We start from the raw sequence: 18,293 nt of genomic DNA on the forward strand, positions 1-18,293 counted from the left end.
CGGCTCGTCGTCCGCTCCCGCCACCGTGATAGACCGGGTGCGAGCAGCGGTCGTCGACGCACCGCCCCGAACGGACCGGAGGAACCGTGCCCCGCACCCTGGCCAACGCCCCGATCATGATTCTCAACGGGCCCAACCTCAACCTGCTCGGCCAGCGTCAGCCCGAGATCTACGGCAAGGACACGCTGGCCGACGTGGAGGCACTGTGTGCCAAGGCGGCGGCCGCGCACGGCGGCACAGTGGACTTCCGGCAGTCCAACCACGAAGGCGAACTGGTCGACTGGATCCACGAGGCGCGCCTGGGCCACTGCGGAATCGTCATCAACCCCGGAGCTTACTCGCACACGTCGGTCGCGATTCTGGACGCACTCAACACCTGCGACGGCATGCCCGTGCTGGAGGTGCACATCTCCAACATCCACCAGCGCGAGTCGTTCCGGCACCACTCCTACGTGTCGCTGCGCGCCGACGGCGTGATCGCGGGCTGCGGCGTGCAGGGCTACGTGTTCGGCGTCGAGCGGGTCGCGGCCCTGCTGGGGGCCGCGCAGACCGACGCGTAGCCGACACGCGCGCGGGCGGCCGCCCGCGGAGGTAGTGCGCTACGGCCTCACAGGCGGCCGGCCTCCACGATCCGGCGCAGGAAACGCCGCGTGCGCTCCTGCCGCGGATCGCCGAAAACTTCCTCGGCGGTGCCGCGCTCCAGCACGACGCCTCCGTCCAGAAAACAAACCTGGTCGGCGACGTCCCGCGCGAAGCCCATCTCGTGCGTCGCCAGCACCATGGTCATGCCGTCGTCCTTGAGGCCGCGCACCACCTCCAGCACCTCGCCGACGAGTTCGGGGTCGAGCGCCGCCGTGATCTCGTCCAGCAGCAACAGCCGGGGCCGCACGGCGAGGGCCCGTACGATCGCCACACGCTGCTGCTGACCGCCACTGAGCCGGTCCGGGTAGGCGTTCGCCCTGTCACCCAGTCCAAGGCGCTCCAGCAGCTCCCTGGCGCCTTCCTCGGCCTCTTCGCGGGAGGCGCCGTGCACGCGCCGCGGCGCCAGCGTGACGTTCTCCAGGACGGTCATGTGCGGAAACAGGTTGTACGCCTGGAAGACGACGCCGATCCGGCGCCGTACCGCGTCCTGGTCGACACGGGGATCGGTGATCTCCTCACCGTCCAGCCAGATCGCGCCGTCGTCGATGTCCTCCAGCAGGTTGGCGCAGCGCAGCAGCGTCGACTTGCCCGAACCGGAGGCGCCGATCAGCGCGGTCACGGTGTGCGGGGCGACCTCCAGGTCGACATCGCGCAGGACGACGGAGCCGGCGAAGGTCTTGCGGACGGACTCCATGCGCAGGACGGGCGCGTCGCTCATAGGGATCCTCCCTGGGCCCGCTGGCGGTCCATCCGGGCCGTCACCCAGTCCGTGAAGCGGGTCATCGGAATGGTCAACGCCACGAACACCAGCCCGGCGACGATGTACGGCGTGTAGTTCAGGCTGCGGCCCACGATGATGTCGGCCGCCCGGACGGCGTCCACCGCGCCGCCGATCGACACCAGACCGGTGTCCTTCTGCAGCGACACCAAGTCGTTGAGCAGCGGAGGCACCTGACGGCGCACCGCCTGCGGCAGGACGACGTAGCGCAGAGCCTGCCGGTTGGTCAGGCCCAGCGAGCGGGCCGCGGCGCGCTGCGAGGGGTGAATGGACTCGATGCCCGCCCGGAACACCTCGGCCACGTACGCCGAGTACGTGAGCGTCAGCGCGGTACCGCCGAGCAGCACCGGATCGACCGTCACGCCCTGCAGGCGCAGCGCCGGAACGCCCAGGACCACGATCATCAGGTTGATGATCAGCGGAAGGCCGCGGAAGAAGTCGGTGTACGCCGCCGCGAGCACGCGCAGAGGGAAGAACACCGGGCCGCGCAGGGTGCGCGCGATGGCGATCAGCATGCCGAGGACCAGGACGGCGACGCCGCAGATCGCCAGCAGACGGACGTTCAGCCACAGCCCGTCGAGGACCTTCGGGAACGCCTCGCGCGCGTACTGTGCGCTGAAGAACGTCTCCTTGGTGCGCGGCCAGCCCGGCGCGTTGACGACGACCGTATACAGCACGACGGCCGTGACGAGTGTCGAGAGCGCCCCGACGGCGGCGGCGCGGCGGGCACGCGCGCGTTTGTAGCGCTCGCGCTCCAGGCGTCGTTCGGAGGGTACGTAGCCGTCGTCGGCGCCGCCGCTCATGTCTTCCTTGTCGTCGGTTCCCTCTGCGCCCGACTCGCCCTTGGTGAGCGTCACTTGAGCACCGGGGCGTCGACGGCGTCCGAGAGCCACTGCTTCTCCAGCCGGGCCAGCGTGCCGTCCTTGCGCAGGGCGTCGACGGCGCCGCTCACGCACGGGGTCAGCGCGCTGCCCTTGTCCAGCACCAGCCCGAACTGCTCGGGCGTGCCTCCCTGGTTCTCGAACTGGCCGACGATCTTCGCGTTCGTCACCTCGGCCGCGGTGATGTAGAACGCGGTCGGCAGGTCCGTGACAATGGCGTCTACCTGACCGTTCCTCAGCGCGGACTTGGCCTGGTCGTTCTTGGCGTACACGGCGGGCTCCTGCGTCGGCTTCACCATGTCGGTGATGTAGTCGAGGCTCGTGGTGCCCACCTGGGCGCCGAGCTTGAGCTTCTTCAGGTCCGCGATGCTCGTCGCCGCGGCCGCCTTGCTGCCCTTCAGGGCGATCACGGCCTGGCGCACGTCGTAGTAGCCGGAGGAGAAGTCCACGGCCTTCTTGCGCTCGTTGCTGATCGACACCTGGTTGATGTCGAAGTCGAAGGTCTTCACGCCGGGCGCGAACGCCTTGTTGAAGGGCACGCTCTGCCATACGACCGCGTTCTGGCCGTATCCCAGTTGCTTCGCCACGGCGTAGGCGACCGCCGATTCGAAGCCCTTGCCGTTGGCGGGCTTGTCGTCCTTGAACCAGGGCTCGTACGCGGGCTCGTCCGTCGCGATCGTGAGCTTCCCGGACGTCTCGGTGGCCAGCTTGCCCGGGGCGCAGCTCTTCGCGGCCGGGCCGGACGAAGTGGCCGAGGCCTTGTCATCGGGCTGTGGAGCACAGCCGACGGCAGTGGCGAGCAGGGCTACGGTGGCGGCGGCTGCCGCGCGGCGCAGGGTGCGGGGGGCAGGGTACATGGCGGGAGATTGGCAGTGGCGCCACCGTTTGTCCAGGTCACGACGGTAACTGTCCGCATGGTGGGAACGGGTGTTGCAGTCGCGTGAACATCTCCAGCGACCCGCCACCAGCCCGTTGGCGGACTCGGTCACAAGCCCGCCGCCGGCCTGGGCCGCCGGTCGAGGGCGGGTGGGAAGACCGGCGGCCCCTCCGCACCGGAGCCGTCATCCTGTGCGGGACTGCCATCAGTTGACCGCGTGACACCGGCGATGGGGAGCGCGCACGGGAGTCCGGCGCGTGTGAAGCGTTCACACGGGGCGCGCAATGAAAAACGCGCCGGGCGCACAGCCGAGGCGTGCGCGTGGCGCGCGGAATCCGACCTACGGAGCGCTCGGCCCCTCACCACCCACGCGCGTGCCACTCCGGCAGTTGGGGACGCTCCGCGCCCAGTGTGGTGTCGTTGCCGTGCCCGGGATACACCCAGGTCTCGTCGGGCAGCACGTCGAAGATCTTCGTCTCCACGTCCTGGATCAGACGGGCGAAGGCCTGCGCGTCGTTGCCCGTGTTGCCGACGCCGCCCGGGAAGAGGCAGTCGCCGGTGAAGACGTGCGGGTGGCCGTGCGGGTCGTCGTAGACCAGCGCGATCGAACCCGGAGTGTGTCCTACCAGATGCCGCGCGGTGAGCTCCACGTTCCCCACCCTGATGACGTCGCCGTCGTCCACAGGAACGTCGGTGGGCACCGGGATGCCGGACGTGTCCTCCCGGCCGGCGTACGTACGCGCGCCCGTGGCCGCGACGACCTCGGCGAGCGCCTGCCAGTGATCGCCGTGCCGGTGCGTGGTGACGACGGACGCGATGCCGTCGTCACCGATCATGCCCAGGAGCGTCCCCGCCTCGTTGGCGGCATCGATCAGAAGCTGCTCGTCGGTGGCACGGCAGCGCAGCAGATAGGCGTTGTTGTCCATCGGGCCGACCGCGATCTTTGTGATCATCAGGTCTTTCAGCTCGTGCACGTCCGCCGGCCCGCCGACCTTGACCTCTCCGGTGTACGTCATGGCGATCAGCCTATAGCGGGGGAGGGTCCCGCGGGCCGCCGTCGGCCTACAACGGAGGCAGCTTCGGCAGGGGGCCGTCCGTGGTCAGACCGGAGCCGTCGCGGCGCCCGGCGAGCCAGCCCAGCAGGTCTGCGGCCGTACCCTCGGCCGCGACCGGTGCGCCCTCCGCGCCGCCGCCCGTGGTCCAGATCCGGCCATTGCCGGCGGACAGGCTGGTCGAGGGCACCTCCTCGTGCCCGGCGAAGCGCTGCGCCAGGAAGTCGATCTCCCGCTCCGTGAACTCCGCCGGAAGATCCTCCAGCTCGTACCCGATCCCGAGGTCCACGTGGTGCAGCTCCACCTCGGCCCACCGGCGGAACGGCACCCGGGACGCGGAGTCGGTGATCCCGTTGCGCAGCTCGACGGTGCGCGACCAGTCCGCCGGCGCATCCCCCAGGGCCTGGAAGCGGGCCCCGCTCTCGCGCAGGTCGGCGAGCTGGACGTCGAGCGGGTGCGGGGCGCCGCGCTCGATGTCGGCGTCGCGTGCCTCGGCGCTCGTGTACATGGGGCGGCCCTCGAGAACGTTCACGAGCGCGTCCGCGTTGCGGGCGAGGTGGGCGAGAACGTGGCCGCGGGTCCAGCCCGGGAGCCGTGACGGCTCGGCGAGCGACGCGTTGTCCAGTTTGGCGACCGCGTCGAGGAGCCGTTCGGTCGCGTCACGTACACATGCCAGGTCATGAGCGTGATCAATCATGAGGCTGACCCTAGCCCCGTCACACCTTCGGGTGAAGGTGGTGAACCCTGCCCGCAAATCGAAAGCACGTGCTATATCGTCGAGGGTGGCGTCGGGCATGCTGGATGGCCGGGGGTTGTTATGCAACCGGGCAATCCGACCGGCGTTGTCAGTGGCTCCCCCTAGTCTGAAGAAGCACGGGGGCCCCGCCCCTGTCACTTCTCTCAAGAAAGGTGCGGACCGGCGTGGCCGACCGTCTCATCGTCCGTGGCGCGCGCGAGCACAACCTCAAGAATGTCTCGCTCGACCTGCCTCGTGACTCGCTCATCGTCTTCACGGGCCTGTCCGGGTCGGGCAAGTCCTCCCTGGCCTTCGACACGATCTTCGCCGAGGGCCAGCGCCGCTACGTGGAATCGCTCTCCTCGTACGCCCGGCAGTTCCTCGGCCAGATGGACAAGCCGGACGTGGACTTCATCGAGGGCCTGTCCCCGGCGGTCTCCATCGACCAGAAGTCGACCTCGCGCAACCCGCGCTCGACGGTCGGCACCATCACCGAGGTCTACGACTACCTGCGTCTGCTCTTCGCGCGCATCGGCAAGCCGCACTGCCCCGAGTGCGGCCGCCCGATCTCGCGCCAGTCGCCGCAGGCCATCGTGGACAAGGTCCTGGAACTGCCGGAGGGGAGCCGCTTCCAGGTGCTGTCGCCGCTGGTGCGCGAGCGCAAGGGCGAGTTCGTCGACCTGTTCGCCGACCTCCAGACCAAGGGCTACTCCCGCGCGCGTGTGGACGGCGAGACGATCCAGCTCTCCGAGCCGCCGACGCTGAAGAAGCAGGAGAAGCACACCATCGAGGTGGTCGTCGACCGCCTCACGGTCAAGGACTCCGCCAAGCGCCGCCTCACCGACTCCGTGGAAACCGCTCTCGGCCTGTCCGGCGGCATGGTCGTGCTCGACTTCGTCGACCTCCCCGAGGGCGACCCCGAGCGCGAGCGCATGTACTCGGAGCACCTGTACTGCCCGTACGACGACCTGTCCTTCGAAGAGCTGGAGCCCCGCTCCTTCTCCTTCAACTCGCCCTTCGGCGCCTGCCCCGAGTGCACCGGCATCGGCACGCGCATGGAGGTCGACCCGGAACTGCTCGTCCCGGACCCGGACAAATCCCTGGACGAGGGTGCCATCCACCCCTGGTCCCACGGACACACCAAGGACTACTTCGGCCGCCTGATCGGCGCTCTTGCCGACGCGCTCGGCTTCCGCACGGACATCCCCTTCGCGGGCCTGCCCCAGCGCGCGAAGAAAGCGCTGCTCTACGGCCACAAGACGCAGATCGAGGTGCGGTACCGCAACCGCTACGGCCGTGAGCGCGTGTACACCACGCCTTTCGAGGGCGCGGTGCCCTTCGTCAAGCGCCGGCACAGCGAGGCCGAGAGCGACGCCAGCCGCGAGCGCTTCGAGGGCTACATGCGCGAGGTGCCGTGCCCCACCTGCGAGGGCACACGCCTGAAGCCGATCGTTCTCGCGGTCACGATCATGGACAAGTCCATCGCCGAGGTCTCCGCGATGTCGATCAGCGACTGCGCGGAATTCCTGGGCGAGCTGAAGCTGAACGCCCGCGACAAGAAGATCGCCGAGCGAGTGCTGAAGGAGGTCAACGAACGGCTGCGCTTCCTGGTCGACGTCGGCCTGGACTACCTCTCGCTCAACCGCGCGGCCGGCACCCTCTCCGGAGGCGAGGCACAGCGCATCCGCCTGGCCACCCAGATCGGCTCCGGCCTCGTCGGCGTTCTCTACGTCCTTGACGAGCCGTCCATCGGCCTGCACCAGCGGGACAACCACCGGCTGATCGAGACCCTGGTCCGGCTGCGCGACATGGGCAACACGCTCATCGTCGTGGAGCACGACGAGGACACCATCAAGGTCGCCGACTGGGTCGTGGACATCGGCCCCGGCGCCGGTGAGCACGGCGGCAAGGTCGTGCACAGCGGCTCCCTCAAGGAGCTGCTCGCGAACACCGAGTCGCAGACCGGCGCGTATCTCTCGGGCCGCAAGGCGATCCCGCTGCCCGACATCCGCCGTCCCCGGGACCTGTCCCGGCAGCTCACCGTGCACGGTGCCCGTGAGAACAACCTGCAGGACATCGACGTGTCCTTCCCGCTGGGTGTCTTCACGGCCGTCACGGGCGTGTCCGGCTCCGGCAAGTCGACGCTGGTCAACGACATCCTGTACACGCACCTGGCCCGCGAGCTGAACGGCGCGCGCAGCGTCCCCGGACGGCACACGCGCGTGGACGGAGACGACCTGGTCGACAAGGTCGTCCACGTCGACCAGTCGCCGATCGGCCGCACCCCGCGGTCCAACCCGGCGACCTACACCGGTGTCTTCGACCACATCCGCAAGCTGTTCGCCGAGACCACCGAGGCGAAGGTCCGTGGCTACCTGCCCGGGCGCTTCTCCTTCAACGTCAAGGGCGGCCGCTGCGAGAACTGCGCGGGCGACGGCACGATCAAGATCGAGATGAACTTCCTCCCGGACGTCTACGTCCCGTGCGAGGTCTGCCACGGCGCCCGGTACAACCGGGAGACCCTGGAGGTCCACTACAAGGGCAAGTCCATCGCCGACGTGCTGAACATGCCGATCGAGGAGGCCACGGACTTCTTCGAGGCGGTCCCGGCCATCTCCCGGCACCTGCGGACACTGAAGGACGTCGGCCTCGGCTACGTCCGCCTCGGCCAGTCCGCCACCACCCTCTCCGGCGGTGAGGCGCAGCGGGTGAAGCTCGCCAGTGAGCTCCAGAAGCGGTCCACCGGACGTACGGTCTACGTCCTGGACGAGCCGACCACCGGCCTGCACTTCGAAGACATCAGCAAGCTGCTGACAGTCCTCGGCGGCCTGGTCGACAAGGGCAACACGGTCATCGTCATCGAGCACAACCTCGACGTGATCAAGACCGCCGACTGGATCGTGGACATGGGCCCCGAGGGCGGCGCCGGCGGTGGCCTCGTGGTCGCCGAGGGCACGCCCGAGGAAGTCGCCGGGGTTCCGGCCAGCCACACCGGCAAGTTCCTGCGCGAGATCCTCGGCGCCGACCGCATCAGCGACGCGGAGCCGGTCAAGGCGCCGCGCGCCACCACGACCAGGAAGACGGCCGCGGCCAAGTCGGCGGCGAAGAAGACGGTGACGGCCAGGGCCAACAGCACGGCGACCAAGAAGGCCGCCGCGGCCACGAAGAAGGCCACTCCGGCGAAGAAGACGACGCGGGCCCGCAAGGGCTGACCCGGCCGACACCGGCGGACCGGGTCAACGGCAAGACCGTCTGACACAACATCAAAAAACGGTGCCCCGCGGGAACTCCCCGCGGGGCACCGTTCGTTCATCCATCAGCCAGCCCGGCTCCGCGATGCGACGGGTTCCCACACCGCGGATCCGGCCGCATCTTGTCAACAGCACAGGGAAGACAGACAGCTCACCACTCACCACTCACCGAGTTCGTTCGCGTACGGCGGCTCGGCCCCCGCCCGCGAGCAGGTGATCGCCGCCGCGCGTGCAGCGAAGCGCAGCAGCCGCGTCCAGCCCTCCGTCCCGAGGGCGGCGAGCGCTTCCGCGGACAGCGCGTCCTGGGCGGAAAGCCCGTGCAGCAAGGCCGCGTTCACCGTGTCCCCGGCGCCGATGGTGTCCACCACGGCGACCTGTTCACCCGGCACGGAGTACTCCCCGCCGTCCCGGGTGAGCACGGTCAGCCCCTCCCCGCCCCGGGTCACCACCACGGCCGCCGGCCCCGAGGCCAGCCACTCGCGCGGGGTGCCGCCCAGCCACTCCGCGTCCTCCGCCGAGAGCTTCAGCAGCGTCACCGAGGGCAGCCAGCTCTTGAAACGCGCCCGGTAGGCGTCCGCGTCCCGGATCAGTCCCGCCCGGATGTTGGGGTCGAGCGCGGTGAACAGACCCTGCCCGGCCGCCGCGCGCATCAGCTTCTCGTACGCGCTCGCCCCCGGTTCCAGGACGAGCGAGCAGGTGCCGAAGGACACCGCGCGCGTGTCGGCGGGCAGGGCGTCGGGCGCGCTGAACAGACGGTCCGCGGTGCCGTCGACATAGAAGGAGTAAGCGGCGGAGCCGCCGGCGTCGAGCGTGGCCACCGCGAGGGTCGTCGGCTCGGGCCCGCGCTGTACGCCCGACACATCGACGCCGGCCCGCCGCAGCCCGTCGAGCAGGGCCTCGCCGAAGGCGTCGTCCGAGGTCCGGGAGCAGAAGGCGGTGCGGGAGCCGAGCCGTCCCAGCGCCACGGCGGTGTTGTACGGGCCACCGCCGAGCGCCGGCTTCAGGTCCGCGAGGGCACCGGGGCCCTGCGGTACCAGGTCGATCAGTGCCTCACCGGCGACGACGATCACGAGACGGTTCCCTTCTCGGACAGTGTGGATGGTTCGGTGTGCTCGGGCCTGGTGGCCCCGCCCGGCTCCTCCGGGCAGCCACAGGAGGTGCGATGCACGAACGCGCACGGCAGACGCACCGTTCGGGACGGCCGTCGCGGCTCGCGCAGACGGTCCAGGAGAACCCGGACGGCCTGGGCGCCCAGCTCCTTGCTGGGCTGGGCGATGGCGGTGAGCCCGGGCGAGAACAGGTCGGCCCAGGCGAAGTCGTCGAAGCAGCACAGGGCGATGTCGTCCGGGACGGACCGGCCATGTCGGCGCAGGGCCCGCAGGGCGCCGATGGTCATCGCGTTGTTGGCGGTAACGAGGGCCGTGGGCGGATCGGGCAGCGAGAGCAGGGTTGCTGTCGCCTGCTCGGCACCGGCGGACTCGGAGTTGCCGGATACGAGGAGCCGTTCATCGGGGGCCACACCGGCAGCGGCGAGGCCGTCCAGATATCCGGTGACGCGTTCCTCGGTGGTGCTGAGCCCGGGCAGGCCGGCGACCAAACCGATCCGGCGGTGGCCCAGTCCGGCGAGATGGGCGACGAGGCCGGCGGTCGGTCCGGAGCTCTCGGTGCAGACCTGGTCGCACCATGGCGCGCCCTCGCCAGGGGTGCCGCCCTCTTCGCCGCCGTCCAGCACGCGCGCGTCGATCACCCGGTCCAGGAACACGGTGGGGACGGCGTGGCGGCGGAGGTAGCCGACGAGATCGTGCGGATGCGCGGAGGGGGCGACGATCATGCCGTCCACCCGGCGCTCATGGAGGAGCTGCGCGACCTTGCGTTCGTGCCCGGGGTCGTCGTGCGGATCGGCGATGAGCAGGCTGTACCCCGCTTCCAGGGCGGCGGCCTCGACGCCCTGGAGGATCTCCGTGAAGTAGGGGTTGCTGATCGCCGACACCGCGAGCCCGATGGAGCGGGTGCGGGAGGTCACCAGGGAGCGGGCCAGGGTGTTGGGGGTGTAGCCGAGGGCGTCGACGGCGTCCAGCACGGCCTGGCGGGTATGGGGCAGCACCGGGCGCGTGCCGTTGAGGACGTGAGAGACGGTCGCCACGGAGACGCCCGCGCTGCGAGCGACGTCCGCCATGGTGGCCATTACGTTCCCCTCCCCGAGCCGACGAGGCTGGGCGTTCCCGGCCCGTGCGGGGGCTCCGGCCGGGAACGTATCCCATCGACCGCTCCCGCGTAAACGCTTGCGCAAGCGTTTACGTCCGCTGTTCCGGCCGCTCCCGTCGGCCGCGAAGGCCCCCGCGGCCACGCTCTCCGCCTCTCTTTCGCGGCCGTTGCCGCCTCCTCTCCTGTCGCGCTCTGCGCCCCCTCTCCCGCCACCGCCCCCGCCTCAGAAGTGGCCCTTCTGGCCGGGTATGGTCGCTCTGCACAGCCCTTGACCAGTGGAGTTCCAGATGCCCGCCCGACCGTCCGCGAGCCGTCGTACCGTCCTTCGAGGGGCCGCCGTGGCCCCGGTCGCCGGGCTGGGCCTGGCCGCGTGCTCGGCACCGGGTGGCGCCACGGCCGCGGCCACTCCGACCGCTCCGGTCGACCTCGGCGCGGAGAGCGAGGTCGCGAAGGGCGGCGCCAAGCTCTACCGGGATCACAACGTGGTCGTCAGCCGCGACAACAGCGGCGCGCTGAAGGCGTACAGCACGATCTGCACGCACGCGGGGTGCCCCATCAACAAGCTGCAGGGGACGACCCTGATCTGCCCCTGCCACGGCAGCCAGTTCGACGCCACGACGGGCAAAGTGGTCCAGCAGCCGGCTACGGAGCCTCTCGCCGAGCTGCCGGTGAAGACGGCCAACGGCAGGATCATCGCGGGCCCGGGCACCTGACCGGAAGCTGGAGCGCCCCCCCGGGGTCGTCAACGGGTGCGTGCCGAAAGGGACTTCATTCCCAATCCCAGGCGATGCCGACGATCCCCGGGCGGATCCGTGGCTCGACCACGTGGACGCAGGGGTGCGGTCCGGTGAGTGGCAGTTCCTGCCGGCCGCTGCGGGGGGCCGCCGACGAGGGCTGGGTGAAGCGGTGGCAGCGCGCCGGAAGTGCTGCCGCGTCGAAGCGCACCTGGAGCGCGTACTGCCCGCCGGGGGAGCAGAAGCGGTGGAGGTGTTCGCGGGAGGTACCGGCCGTGCCGTCCTCGACGCCGTACCGGAAGAGAAAAGTGTCACCGGAGCGCAGCCGGGTGCCGAAGAGCAGCTCGGCCACCAGCACGCCCGTGTCCCGGTCCCAGCGGACGCGCCCCGTACGGCAGTTCTCCAGGGCTCGCACCCTGACGTCCTGCGGGCGGCATCCGGGGTCGCCGTGGTGCACGGCGAGGAAGCGGTCGACACCGTCACGGTGGGCCCGCACGATGTGGTGGGCCTCGCGGCCCGCCAGTTCGCGCCGGGCACCGATCCGGACGTATTCATGGTGGCCGAGGGTGTGCAGTCCGCCGTCGGGCAACCAGCCCAGGTCGGCCCGGAGCCGGTCCAGGACGTCCGAGGCCTCGGTCAGGGAGCGGTAGGAGCGGGCTCCCGCATGACCGGCCACCGTGTGCTCGTGGGCGTCGGCGAGCAGCCGGATCAGCGATTCGTCCGGCAACTGGAGTATCTCCTCCAGTGCTCGTACGGCCCGCAGCGACTCCGGGCGCTGTGGGCGACGGGCGCCCTGCTGCCAGTAACTCAGGCTGGTCACACCGACCTTGACCCCGTGGCGGGACAGATGGTGCTGGACACGCTGGAGCGGCAGCCCGCGTGCGGCGATCGCGGCGCGCAGCGCCACATGGAAGGGGCCGCCCTGCAGGGCCGTGTCCAGTTCCGCGAGGGGGACGTCCGCGTGCTCGGTGGCATGCCGCATGCCGAGGCGCCTTTCTATGAGGTGTCGCTACGGCTGGTCGGGCCGTCTGCGCTGGTGTGCGGGGCCACCCCCGTGGGCGCTGTGGACGCCTGTAGCTGCGCACGCCGCGTCCCGTTGTGCGGGCGTGCCCGGCCCCGAGTTCCCCCGCATTGAAGCGTGTTGACCAGAGCCCGACAACACCTCGAACCCGCCATGGCCGCACTCGACCGGTCTGTGGCGCGCTGCCGGAACCGTCGCTCACGGGAACCGCGCCGGCGTCCGTCGCCGCATGGGGGGTTCGGCGCGTGACGGTGGCCTGGGCGTTCGCCGGTGATGACGCCGTCGTGCCGCTAGAAGAGGCGGTCGCGGGGCTGCGGCGGCGGATCACCGCGTTGCGTCCGGAGTCCTGGTTCACCAGCTCCGCCGGGCGCCTGCTGAGCGTGCCGGCCAACACCGAGCGCGCACTGGTGATGCTCCTGGACGGGGACGCTGATCCCGGTGGGTACGCGGTCGCCGGAGCCGGAGCCGAGGCCGGGGGATTCCGGCTCGCGAACGGGCAGTGCGACATGTATCCCGACGAGGGGACCGTGCCGCTCGACGAGGCGTTCCGGAGCGTCGGCAGCTGATGGGTACCGGCTGCCGCCGGCCGGCGCCGGATGACGTGGGGCGGATGAGCGGCGCGCGTGGGCGTTGTCCACAGGCCCGGCCTCGGTGTCGGTGCGCGCAAGTAGGGTGTGAGACATGGCCGACCCCTCCAGCTACCGCCCCAGGCCGGGTGAGATCCCGGACTCTCCGGGGGTGTACAGGTTCCGTGACGAGCACCGCCGGGTGATCTACGTCGGAAAGGCGAAGAGCCTGCGCCAGCGCCTGGCGAACTACTTCCAGGACCTGGCGAACCTGCACCCGCGCACCCGGACGATGGTGACCACCGCCGCGTCCGTGGAGTGGACCGTGGTGTCCACGGAGGTCGAGGCGCTCCAGCTGGAGTACTCCTGGATCAAGGAGTACGACCCTCGGTTCAACGTCAAGTACCGCGACGACAAGAGCTACCCGTACCTCGCGGTGACGATGAACGAGGAGTTCCCGCGTGTGCAGGTGATGCGCGGTCACAAGAAGAAGGGCGTGCGGTACTTCGGGCCGTACGGGCACGCGTGGGCCATCCGGGACACCGTCGACCTGCTGCTGCGCGTCTTCCCGGTGCGCACCTGCTCGGCCGGCGTGTTCAAGAACGCCGCCCGCACCGGCCGGCCCTGCCTGCTCGGCTACATCGGCAAGTGCTCGGCCCCCTGCGTCGGCCGGATCAGCCCTGAGGATCATCAGGAGCTGGCCGAGGAGTTCTGCGACTTCATGGCAGGCCGCACCGGCACCTACCTCCGTCGGCTGGAGAAGCAGATGATGGTGGCGGCCGAGGAGATGGAGTACGAGCGGGCCGCCCGGCTGCGCGACGACATCGGGGCCCTGAAGAAGGCCATGGAGAAGAGCGCCGTCGTGCTCGCGGACGCGACCGATGCCGACCTCATCGCCGTCGCCGAGGACGAGCTGGAGGCGGCCGTCCAGATCTTCCATGTGCGTGGTGGCCGGGTGCGCGGCCAGCGTGGCTGGGTGACTGACAAGGTCGAGGACGTCACCACCGGGGCACTGGTCGAGCACGCCCTGCAGCAGCTGTACGGCGAGGAGACCGGGGACGCGGTCCCCAAGGAGGTCCTGGTCCCGGCGCTGCCCGAGCCGGTCGAGCCGGTCCAGGAGTGGTTGACCGGCCGCCGCGGGGCGAACGTGTCCCTGCGCATCCCGCAGCGCGGCGACAAGAAGGCGCTCATGGAGACCGTGGAGCGCAACGCCCAGCAGGGCCTCGCCCTGCACAAGACCAAGCGCGCCTCCGACCTGACCACGCGCTCGCGTGCCCTGGAGGAGATCGCCGAGGCCCTCGACCTGGACAGCGCCCCGCTCCGGATCGAGTGCTACGACATCTCGCATCTCCAGGGGGACGACGTCGTCGCCTCCATGGTCGTCTTCGAGGATGGCCTGCAGCGCAAGAGCGAGTACCGCCGCTTCCAGATCAAGGGCTTCGCCGGTCAGGACGACGTCCGCTCCATGCACGAGGTGATCGGCCGCCGCTTCCGGCGCTACCTGGCCGAGAAGGAGAAGACGGGGGAGTGGGCCGACGGAGACGAGGCCACTGCCGGCGGCGAGTCCCTTCTCGCTGGTACGGACGAGATCACGAACTCGCTGAAGGACGACGACGGCCGCCCCAGGAAGTTCGCCTACCCGCCGCAGCTCGTCGTCGTCGACGGTGGCCAGCCGCAGGTCGCGGCGGCCCAGCGTGCGCTGGACGAGCTCGGTATCGACGACATCGCCGTGTGCGGCCTCGCCAAGCGGCTGGAGGAGGTGTGGGTGCCCGGAGAGGACGACCCGGTGGTCCTGCCGCGTACCAGCGAGGGCCTCTATCTGCTCCAGCGCGTGCGGGACGAGGCCCACCGCTTCGCGATCACCTACCAGCGCACGAAGCGCGCCAAGCGCTTCCGCGCCAGCCCCCTGGACGACGTGCCCGGCCTCGGTGAGACGCGCAAACAGGCGCTCATCAAGCATTTCGGCTCGGTGAAGAAGCTTCGGTCCGCCACAATCGAACAGATCCAGGAGGTGCCCGGGATAGGCCGGAAGACGGCCGAGACCATCGCCGCGGCCCTCGCCCGGGCGGTTCCGGCCGCACCCGCCGTGAACACGGCGACCGGAGAGATCATTGAAGACGAGGAACCCGATACGACGGTCGGTTCCTCGGGGGAGCCCGTGACCGCGGGCCTTCCGGACGAACGACGGGGGCAGGAGACATGACCGAGCACGAGGCACAGCACACAGCCGAACGAGATCGGGCACACGAGGAAGCGGGCCAGGAGCGGCCACAGCCCGCGGCCGGCGATGAGCACGCGATCCAGGAAAACGGAGCACAGGTGAGTACGGACGGCACGGCGGCCGCAGCCCCCGAAGCGGCCATCCCCGAGCTGGTGATCATTTCCGGCATGTCCGGAGCGGGCCGGTCGACGGCCGCGAAGTGTCTGGAGGACCTCGGCTGGTTCGTCGTGGACAACCTCCCGCCCGCCCTCATCCCCACCATGGTGGAGCTGGGCGCCCGCTCGCAGGGCAATGTGGCGCGGATCGCGGTCGTCGTGGACGTGCGCGGCCGGCGCTTCTTCGACAACCTGCGCGAATCCCTCGCCGACCTGGACGCCCGGGGCGTCACCCGGCGGATCGTCTTCCTGGAGTCCTCCGACGAGGCCCTGGTGCGCCGCTTCGAGTCGGTGCGCCGCCCGCATCCGCTGCAGGGCGACGGCCGCATCGTGGATGGCATCGCCGCCGAGCGCGAGCTGCTGCGCGAGCTGCGCGGGGACGCCGACCTGGTGATCGACACCTCCAGCCTCAACGTGCACGAGCTGCGCGCCAAGATGGACGCCCAGTTCGCCGGCGAGGAGGAGCCGGAGCTGCGGGCCACCGTGATGTCCTTCGGCTTCAAGTACGGCCTGCCGGTCGACGCCGATCTGGTCGCGGACATGCGGTTCCTGCCCAATCCGCACTGGGTCCCGGAGCTGCGCCCGTACTCCGGCCTCAACGAGGAGGTCGCCGCCTACGTCTTCAACCAGCCCGGCGCCAAGGAGTTCCTCGACCAGTACGCCGAGCTGCTGCGCCTCATCGCGGCCGGCTACCGACGCGAGGGCAAGCGGTATGTGACCATCGCCATCGGCTGTACCGGCGGCAAGCACCGCTCGGTGGCGGTGTCGGAGAAGCTCGCCGCGCGCCTCGCGGCCGAGGGTGTGGAGACGGTGGTCGTACACCGGGACATGGGACGGGAATGACGGAACGTACACCGCGGCTGAGCAGGCTGCGCCGGATGGTGCCCGATTCGCGCGCGGGGCGCCCGGCCGAGCCCCGCGGCGGCCGGCCCCGCCGCCGGGGCACACAGCCCAAGGTCGTCGCGCTCGGCGGCGGCATGGGCCTGTCCGCCTCGCTCGCCGCGCTGCGCCGGATCACCGGCGACCTCACCGCCGTCGTCACCGTGGCCGACGACGGCGGTTCCAGCGGGCGGCTGCGCGACGAGCTGGGCGTGCTGCCACCCGGCGATCTGCGCAAGGCGCTGGCCGCGCTCTGCGGTGACGACGACTGGGGCCAGACCTGGGCCCGGGTCATCCAGCACCGCTTCCAGTCCAAGGGCGATCTGCATGAGCACGCGGTCGGCAATCTGCTGATCGTCGCCCTGTGGGAGCAGCTCGGCGACCATGTGCAGGCCCTGGACCTGGTCGGCAAGCTGCTCGGCGCGCACGGTCGCGTACTGCCCATGTCGGCCGTACCACTGGAGCTGCAGGCCCTGGTCAAGGGCCATGACTCCGAGCGCCCCGACGACGTCGACACCGTGCGCGGACAGGCCACCGTCGCCCTCACCCCGGGCGAGGTGCAGTCGGTGCACCTGGTGCCCCACGACCCGCCGGCCGTGCCCGAGGCGGTGGCCGCGGTGCGGGACGCGGACTGGGTGGTGCTCGGCCCCGGCTCCTGGTTCTCCTCGGTGATCCCGCACCTACTCGTCCCCGAGTTGCTGGACGCCCTCACCGAGACCAAGGCGCGCAAGGTGCTGTCCTTGAACCTCGCCCCGCAGCCGGGAGAAACCGAGGGCTTCTCACCGCAGCGTCATTTGGAGGTTTTGGGGCGACACGCCCCTAAACTCGCCCTGGACGTGGTGCTGGCCGACGAGGCCGCCGTGCCCGACCGCGACTCGCTCACCGAGGCCGCCAAGCGGCTGGGAGCCGCGGTCGAGCTGGCGCCGGTCGCCCGGACGGACGGTTCTCCCCGGCACGACCCGGAGCTGCTGGCCGCCGCGTACGACCGTATTTTTCGGATGCATGGAAGGATCGGCCCATGGCGATGACGGCAGCGGTGAAGGATGAGATCTCCCGGCTCCCCGTCACCCGGACCTGCTGCAGGAAGGCGGAGGTCTCGGCCATTCTGCGGTTCGCCGGCGGCCTTCATCTGGTGAGCGGGCGCATCGTGATCGAGGCGGAACTGGACACCGCGATGGCGGCCCGCCGCCTCAAGCGGGACATCCTGGAGATCTTCGGGCACAGCTCCGAGCTGATCGTGATGGCGCCCGGCGGGCTACGTCGCGGCTCGCGGTACGTCGTGCGGGTCGTCGCGGGCGGTGACCAGCTGGCCCGCCAGACGGGTCTCGTGGACGGCCGCGGCCGCCCGATCCGGGGCCTGCCCCCGCAGGTGGTCTCAGGGGCCACCTGTGACGCGGAGGCGGCCTGGCGCGGGGCCTTCCTGGCGCACGGCTCGCTGACCGAGCCCGGCCGTTCCTCCTCCCTGGAGGTGACCTGCCCAGGTCCCGAGGCCGCGCTCGCGCTGGTCGGCGCCGCCCGCCGGCTGTCGATCGCCGCGAAGGCCCGCGAGGTGCGGGGCGTGGACCGGGTGGTCGTGCGCGACGGCGACGCGATCGGCGCGCTGCTGACCCGGCTCGGCGCGCACGAGTCGGTGCTGGCCTGGGAGGAGCGCCGGATGCGCCGCGAGGTGCGGGCCACGGCCAACCGGCTCGCCAACTTCGACGACGCCAACCTGCGCCGTTCGGCCCGGGCCGCAGTGGCCGCCGGTGCCCGGGTGCAGCGGGCCCTGGAGATCCTCGCAGACGAGGTGCCCGAGCACCTCGCGGCCGCCGGCCGACTGCGCATGGAACACAAGCAGGCCTCGCTGGAGGAGCTGGGTGCGCTCGCCGAGCCGCCCCTCACCAAGGACGCCGTCGCGGGCCGGATCCGCCGACTGCTGGCGATGGCCGACAAGCGCGCCGCCGACCTGGGCATCCCGGGCACGGAGGCCAACCTCAGCGAGGAGCTGGCGGAGAACCTGGCCGGCTGACCGGACCACGTCGACGAGCCGGTGCCGGGGCCCAGTCGCAGCCTCGGCACCAGTTCCTCCACACTCGCCGCCCCCACGCTCGCCCACACCCGCCCCCCACACGCCCGCCCTCGCGCGTCCCGGCCCGCGTCCGCCCCGCGTGCTCCCGCCTGCACGCCGGCCCGCACGCGCCCGCTCCACGCTGCCCCCCCCGCGCCCACCCCGGACCGCACGCCCGCCACCGCCCGTGCGGCCGCCTCGTGCACGCGTCCCGGGCGGTCGTCAGTGCTCACCCCGCGCTTCACGCC

General features: G+C 70.9%; 16 protein-coding genes. 8 read left to right on the forward strand and 8 right to left on the reverse strand.

Features of this window, described 5'->3' with window-relative positions; translation table 11 throughout:
* The first annotated feature begins 86 nt into the window (after positions 1-86).
* Positions 87-560, forward strand: a complete 474-nt coding sequence (aroQ, locus tag ADK64_RS34910; protein ID WP_053665877.1) for a type II 3-dehydroquinate dehydratase — start codon at positions 87-89, stop codon at positions 558-560.
* A gap of 47 nt (positions 561-607) precedes the next feature.
* Here the strand turns inward: aroQ and ADK64_RS34915 are convergent, their stop codons facing one another.
* The 5 genes from ADK64_RS34915 to ADK64_RS34935 form a co-directional block, all read right to left on the reverse strand.
* Complete coding sequence (locus tag ADK64_RS34915) at positions 608-1,360, reverse strand: amino acid ABC transporter ATP-binding protein (RefSeq protein ID WP_053665878.1); 753 nt, start codon at positions 1,358-1,360, stop codon at positions 608-610.
* On the reverse strand, positions 1,357-2,277 hold the full coding sequence (locus tag ADK64_RS34920) for an amino acid ABC transporter permease (protein ID WP_053665880.1): 921 nt from the start codon (positions 2,275-2,277) through the stop codon (positions 1,357-1,359). The genes ADK64_RS34915 and ADK64_RS34920 overlap by 4 nt, the downstream gene beginning before the upstream one ends.
* Complete coding sequence (locus tag ADK64_RS34925) at positions 2,274-3,158, reverse strand: ABC transporter substrate-binding protein (protein WP_053665883.1); 885 nt, start codon at positions 3,156-3,158, stop codon at positions 2,274-2,276. Before ADK64_RS34925 ends, ADK64_RS34920 begins: the two co-directional genes overlap by 4 nt.
* Before the next feature lie 379 nt (positions 3,159-3,537).
* The gene (locus ADK64_RS34930) at positions 3,538-4,194 is read right to left on the reverse strand and encodes an MBL fold metallo-hydrolase (protein ID WP_053665885.1); all 657 of its coding nucleotides are present in this window, start codon (positions 4,192-4,194) and stop codon (positions 3,538-3,540) included.
* 46 nt (positions 4,195-4,240) lie between these two features.
* Positions 4,241-4,927, reverse strand: a complete 687-nt coding sequence (locus ADK64_RS34935) for a maleylpyruvate isomerase family mycothiol-dependent enzyme (RefSeq protein WP_053665886.1) — start codon at positions 4,925-4,927, stop codon at positions 4,241-4,243.
* A 224-nt stretch (positions 4,928-5,151) separates the two neighbouring features.
* On the opposite strand from ADK64_RS34935, the gene uvrA reads away from it, so the two are divergent.
* Positions 5,152-8,178, forward strand: coding sequence for an excinuclease ABC subunit UvrA (gene uvrA / locus ADK64_RS34940; protein ID WP_053665888.1), 3,027 nt, complete (start codon positions 5,152-5,154; stop codon positions 8,176-8,178).
* A 197-nt stretch (positions 8,179-8,375) separates the two neighbouring features.
* On the opposite strand, the gene ADK64_RS34945 is transcribed toward uvrA, so the two are convergent.
* A complete protein-coding gene (locus ADK64_RS34945; RefSeq protein WP_053665890.1) occupies positions 8,376-9,287 on the reverse strand; it encodes a carbohydrate kinase family protein in 912 nt (303 codons plus the stop codon).
* On the reverse strand, positions 9,284-10,402 hold the full coding sequence (locus tag ADK64_RS34950; protein WP_053665892.1) for a LacI family DNA-binding transcriptional regulator: 1,119 nt from the start codon (positions 10,400-10,402) through the stop codon (positions 9,284-9,286). The genes ADK64_RS34945 and ADK64_RS34950 overlap by 4 nt, the downstream gene beginning before the upstream one ends.
* A gap of 307 nt (positions 10,403-10,709) precedes the next feature.
* Here ADK64_RS34950 and ADK64_RS34955 point away from each other — a divergent pair, with 307 nt between their 5' ends.
* A complete protein-coding gene (locus ADK64_RS34955) occupies positions 10,710-11,135 on the forward strand; it encodes a Rieske (2Fe-2S) protein (protein WP_053665894.1) in 426 nt (141 codons plus the stop codon).
* Positions 11,136-11,190: 55 nt separating this feature from the next.
* On the opposite strand, the gene ADK64_RS34960 is transcribed toward ADK64_RS34955, so the two are convergent.
* Positions 11,191-12,138 (reverse strand): hypothetical protein, encoded by a 948-nt coding sequence (locus ADK64_RS34960; protein ID WP_053665896.1) that lies wholly within the window; start codon positions 12,136-12,138, stop codon positions 11,191-11,193.
* A gap of 284 nt (positions 12,139-12,422) precedes the next feature.
* On the opposite strand from ADK64_RS34960, the gene ADK64_RS34965 reads away from it, so the two are divergent.
* The 5 genes from ADK64_RS34965 to whiA all read left to right on the forward strand — a co-directional run bounded on the left by ADK64_RS34965 (position 12,423) and on the right by whiA (position 18,006).
* Positions 12,423-12,743 carry a hypothetical protein gene (locus ADK64_RS34965; RefSeq protein ID WP_053665898.1) on the forward strand — a complete coding sequence of 107 codons (321 nt, stop codon included), beginning with the start codon at positions 12,423-12,425 and terminating at the stop codon, positions 12,741-12,743.
* A 115-nt stretch (positions 12,744-12,858) separates the two neighbouring features.
* Complete coding sequence (gene uvrC, locus ADK64_RS34970; protein ID WP_053665900.1) at positions 12,859-14,946, forward strand: excinuclease ABC subunit UvrC; 2,088 nt, start codon at positions 12,859-12,861, stop codon at positions 14,944-14,946.
* A complete protein-coding gene (rapZ, locus tag ADK64_RS34975) occupies positions 14,943-15,962 on the forward strand; it encodes an RNase adapter RapZ (protein WP_053665902.1) in 1,020 nt (339 codons plus the stop codon). Before uvrC ends, rapZ begins: the two co-directional genes overlap by 4 nt.
* Entirely contained in the window at positions 15,959-17,026 is a 1,068-nt protein-coding gene (locus tag ADK64_RS34980) for a gluconeogenesis factor YvcK family protein (protein WP_053665904.1), read from the forward strand. Before rapZ ends, ADK64_RS34980 begins: the two co-directional genes overlap by 4 nt.
* Positions 17,017-18,006, forward strand: a complete 990-nt coding sequence (gene whiA, locus ADK64_RS34985) for a DNA-binding protein WhiA (protein WP_053665906.1) — start codon at positions 17,017-17,019, stop codon at positions 18,004-18,006. The genes ADK64_RS34980 and whiA overlap by 10 nt, the downstream gene beginning before the upstream one ends.
* Positions 18,007-18,293 lie beyond the last annotated feature (287 nt).

The sequence above is a fragment of the Streptomyces sp. MMG1121 genome (assembly GCF_001280015.1).
Classification (GTDB): Bacteria; Actinomycetota; Actinomycetes; order Streptomycetales; family Streptomycetaceae; genus Streptomyces.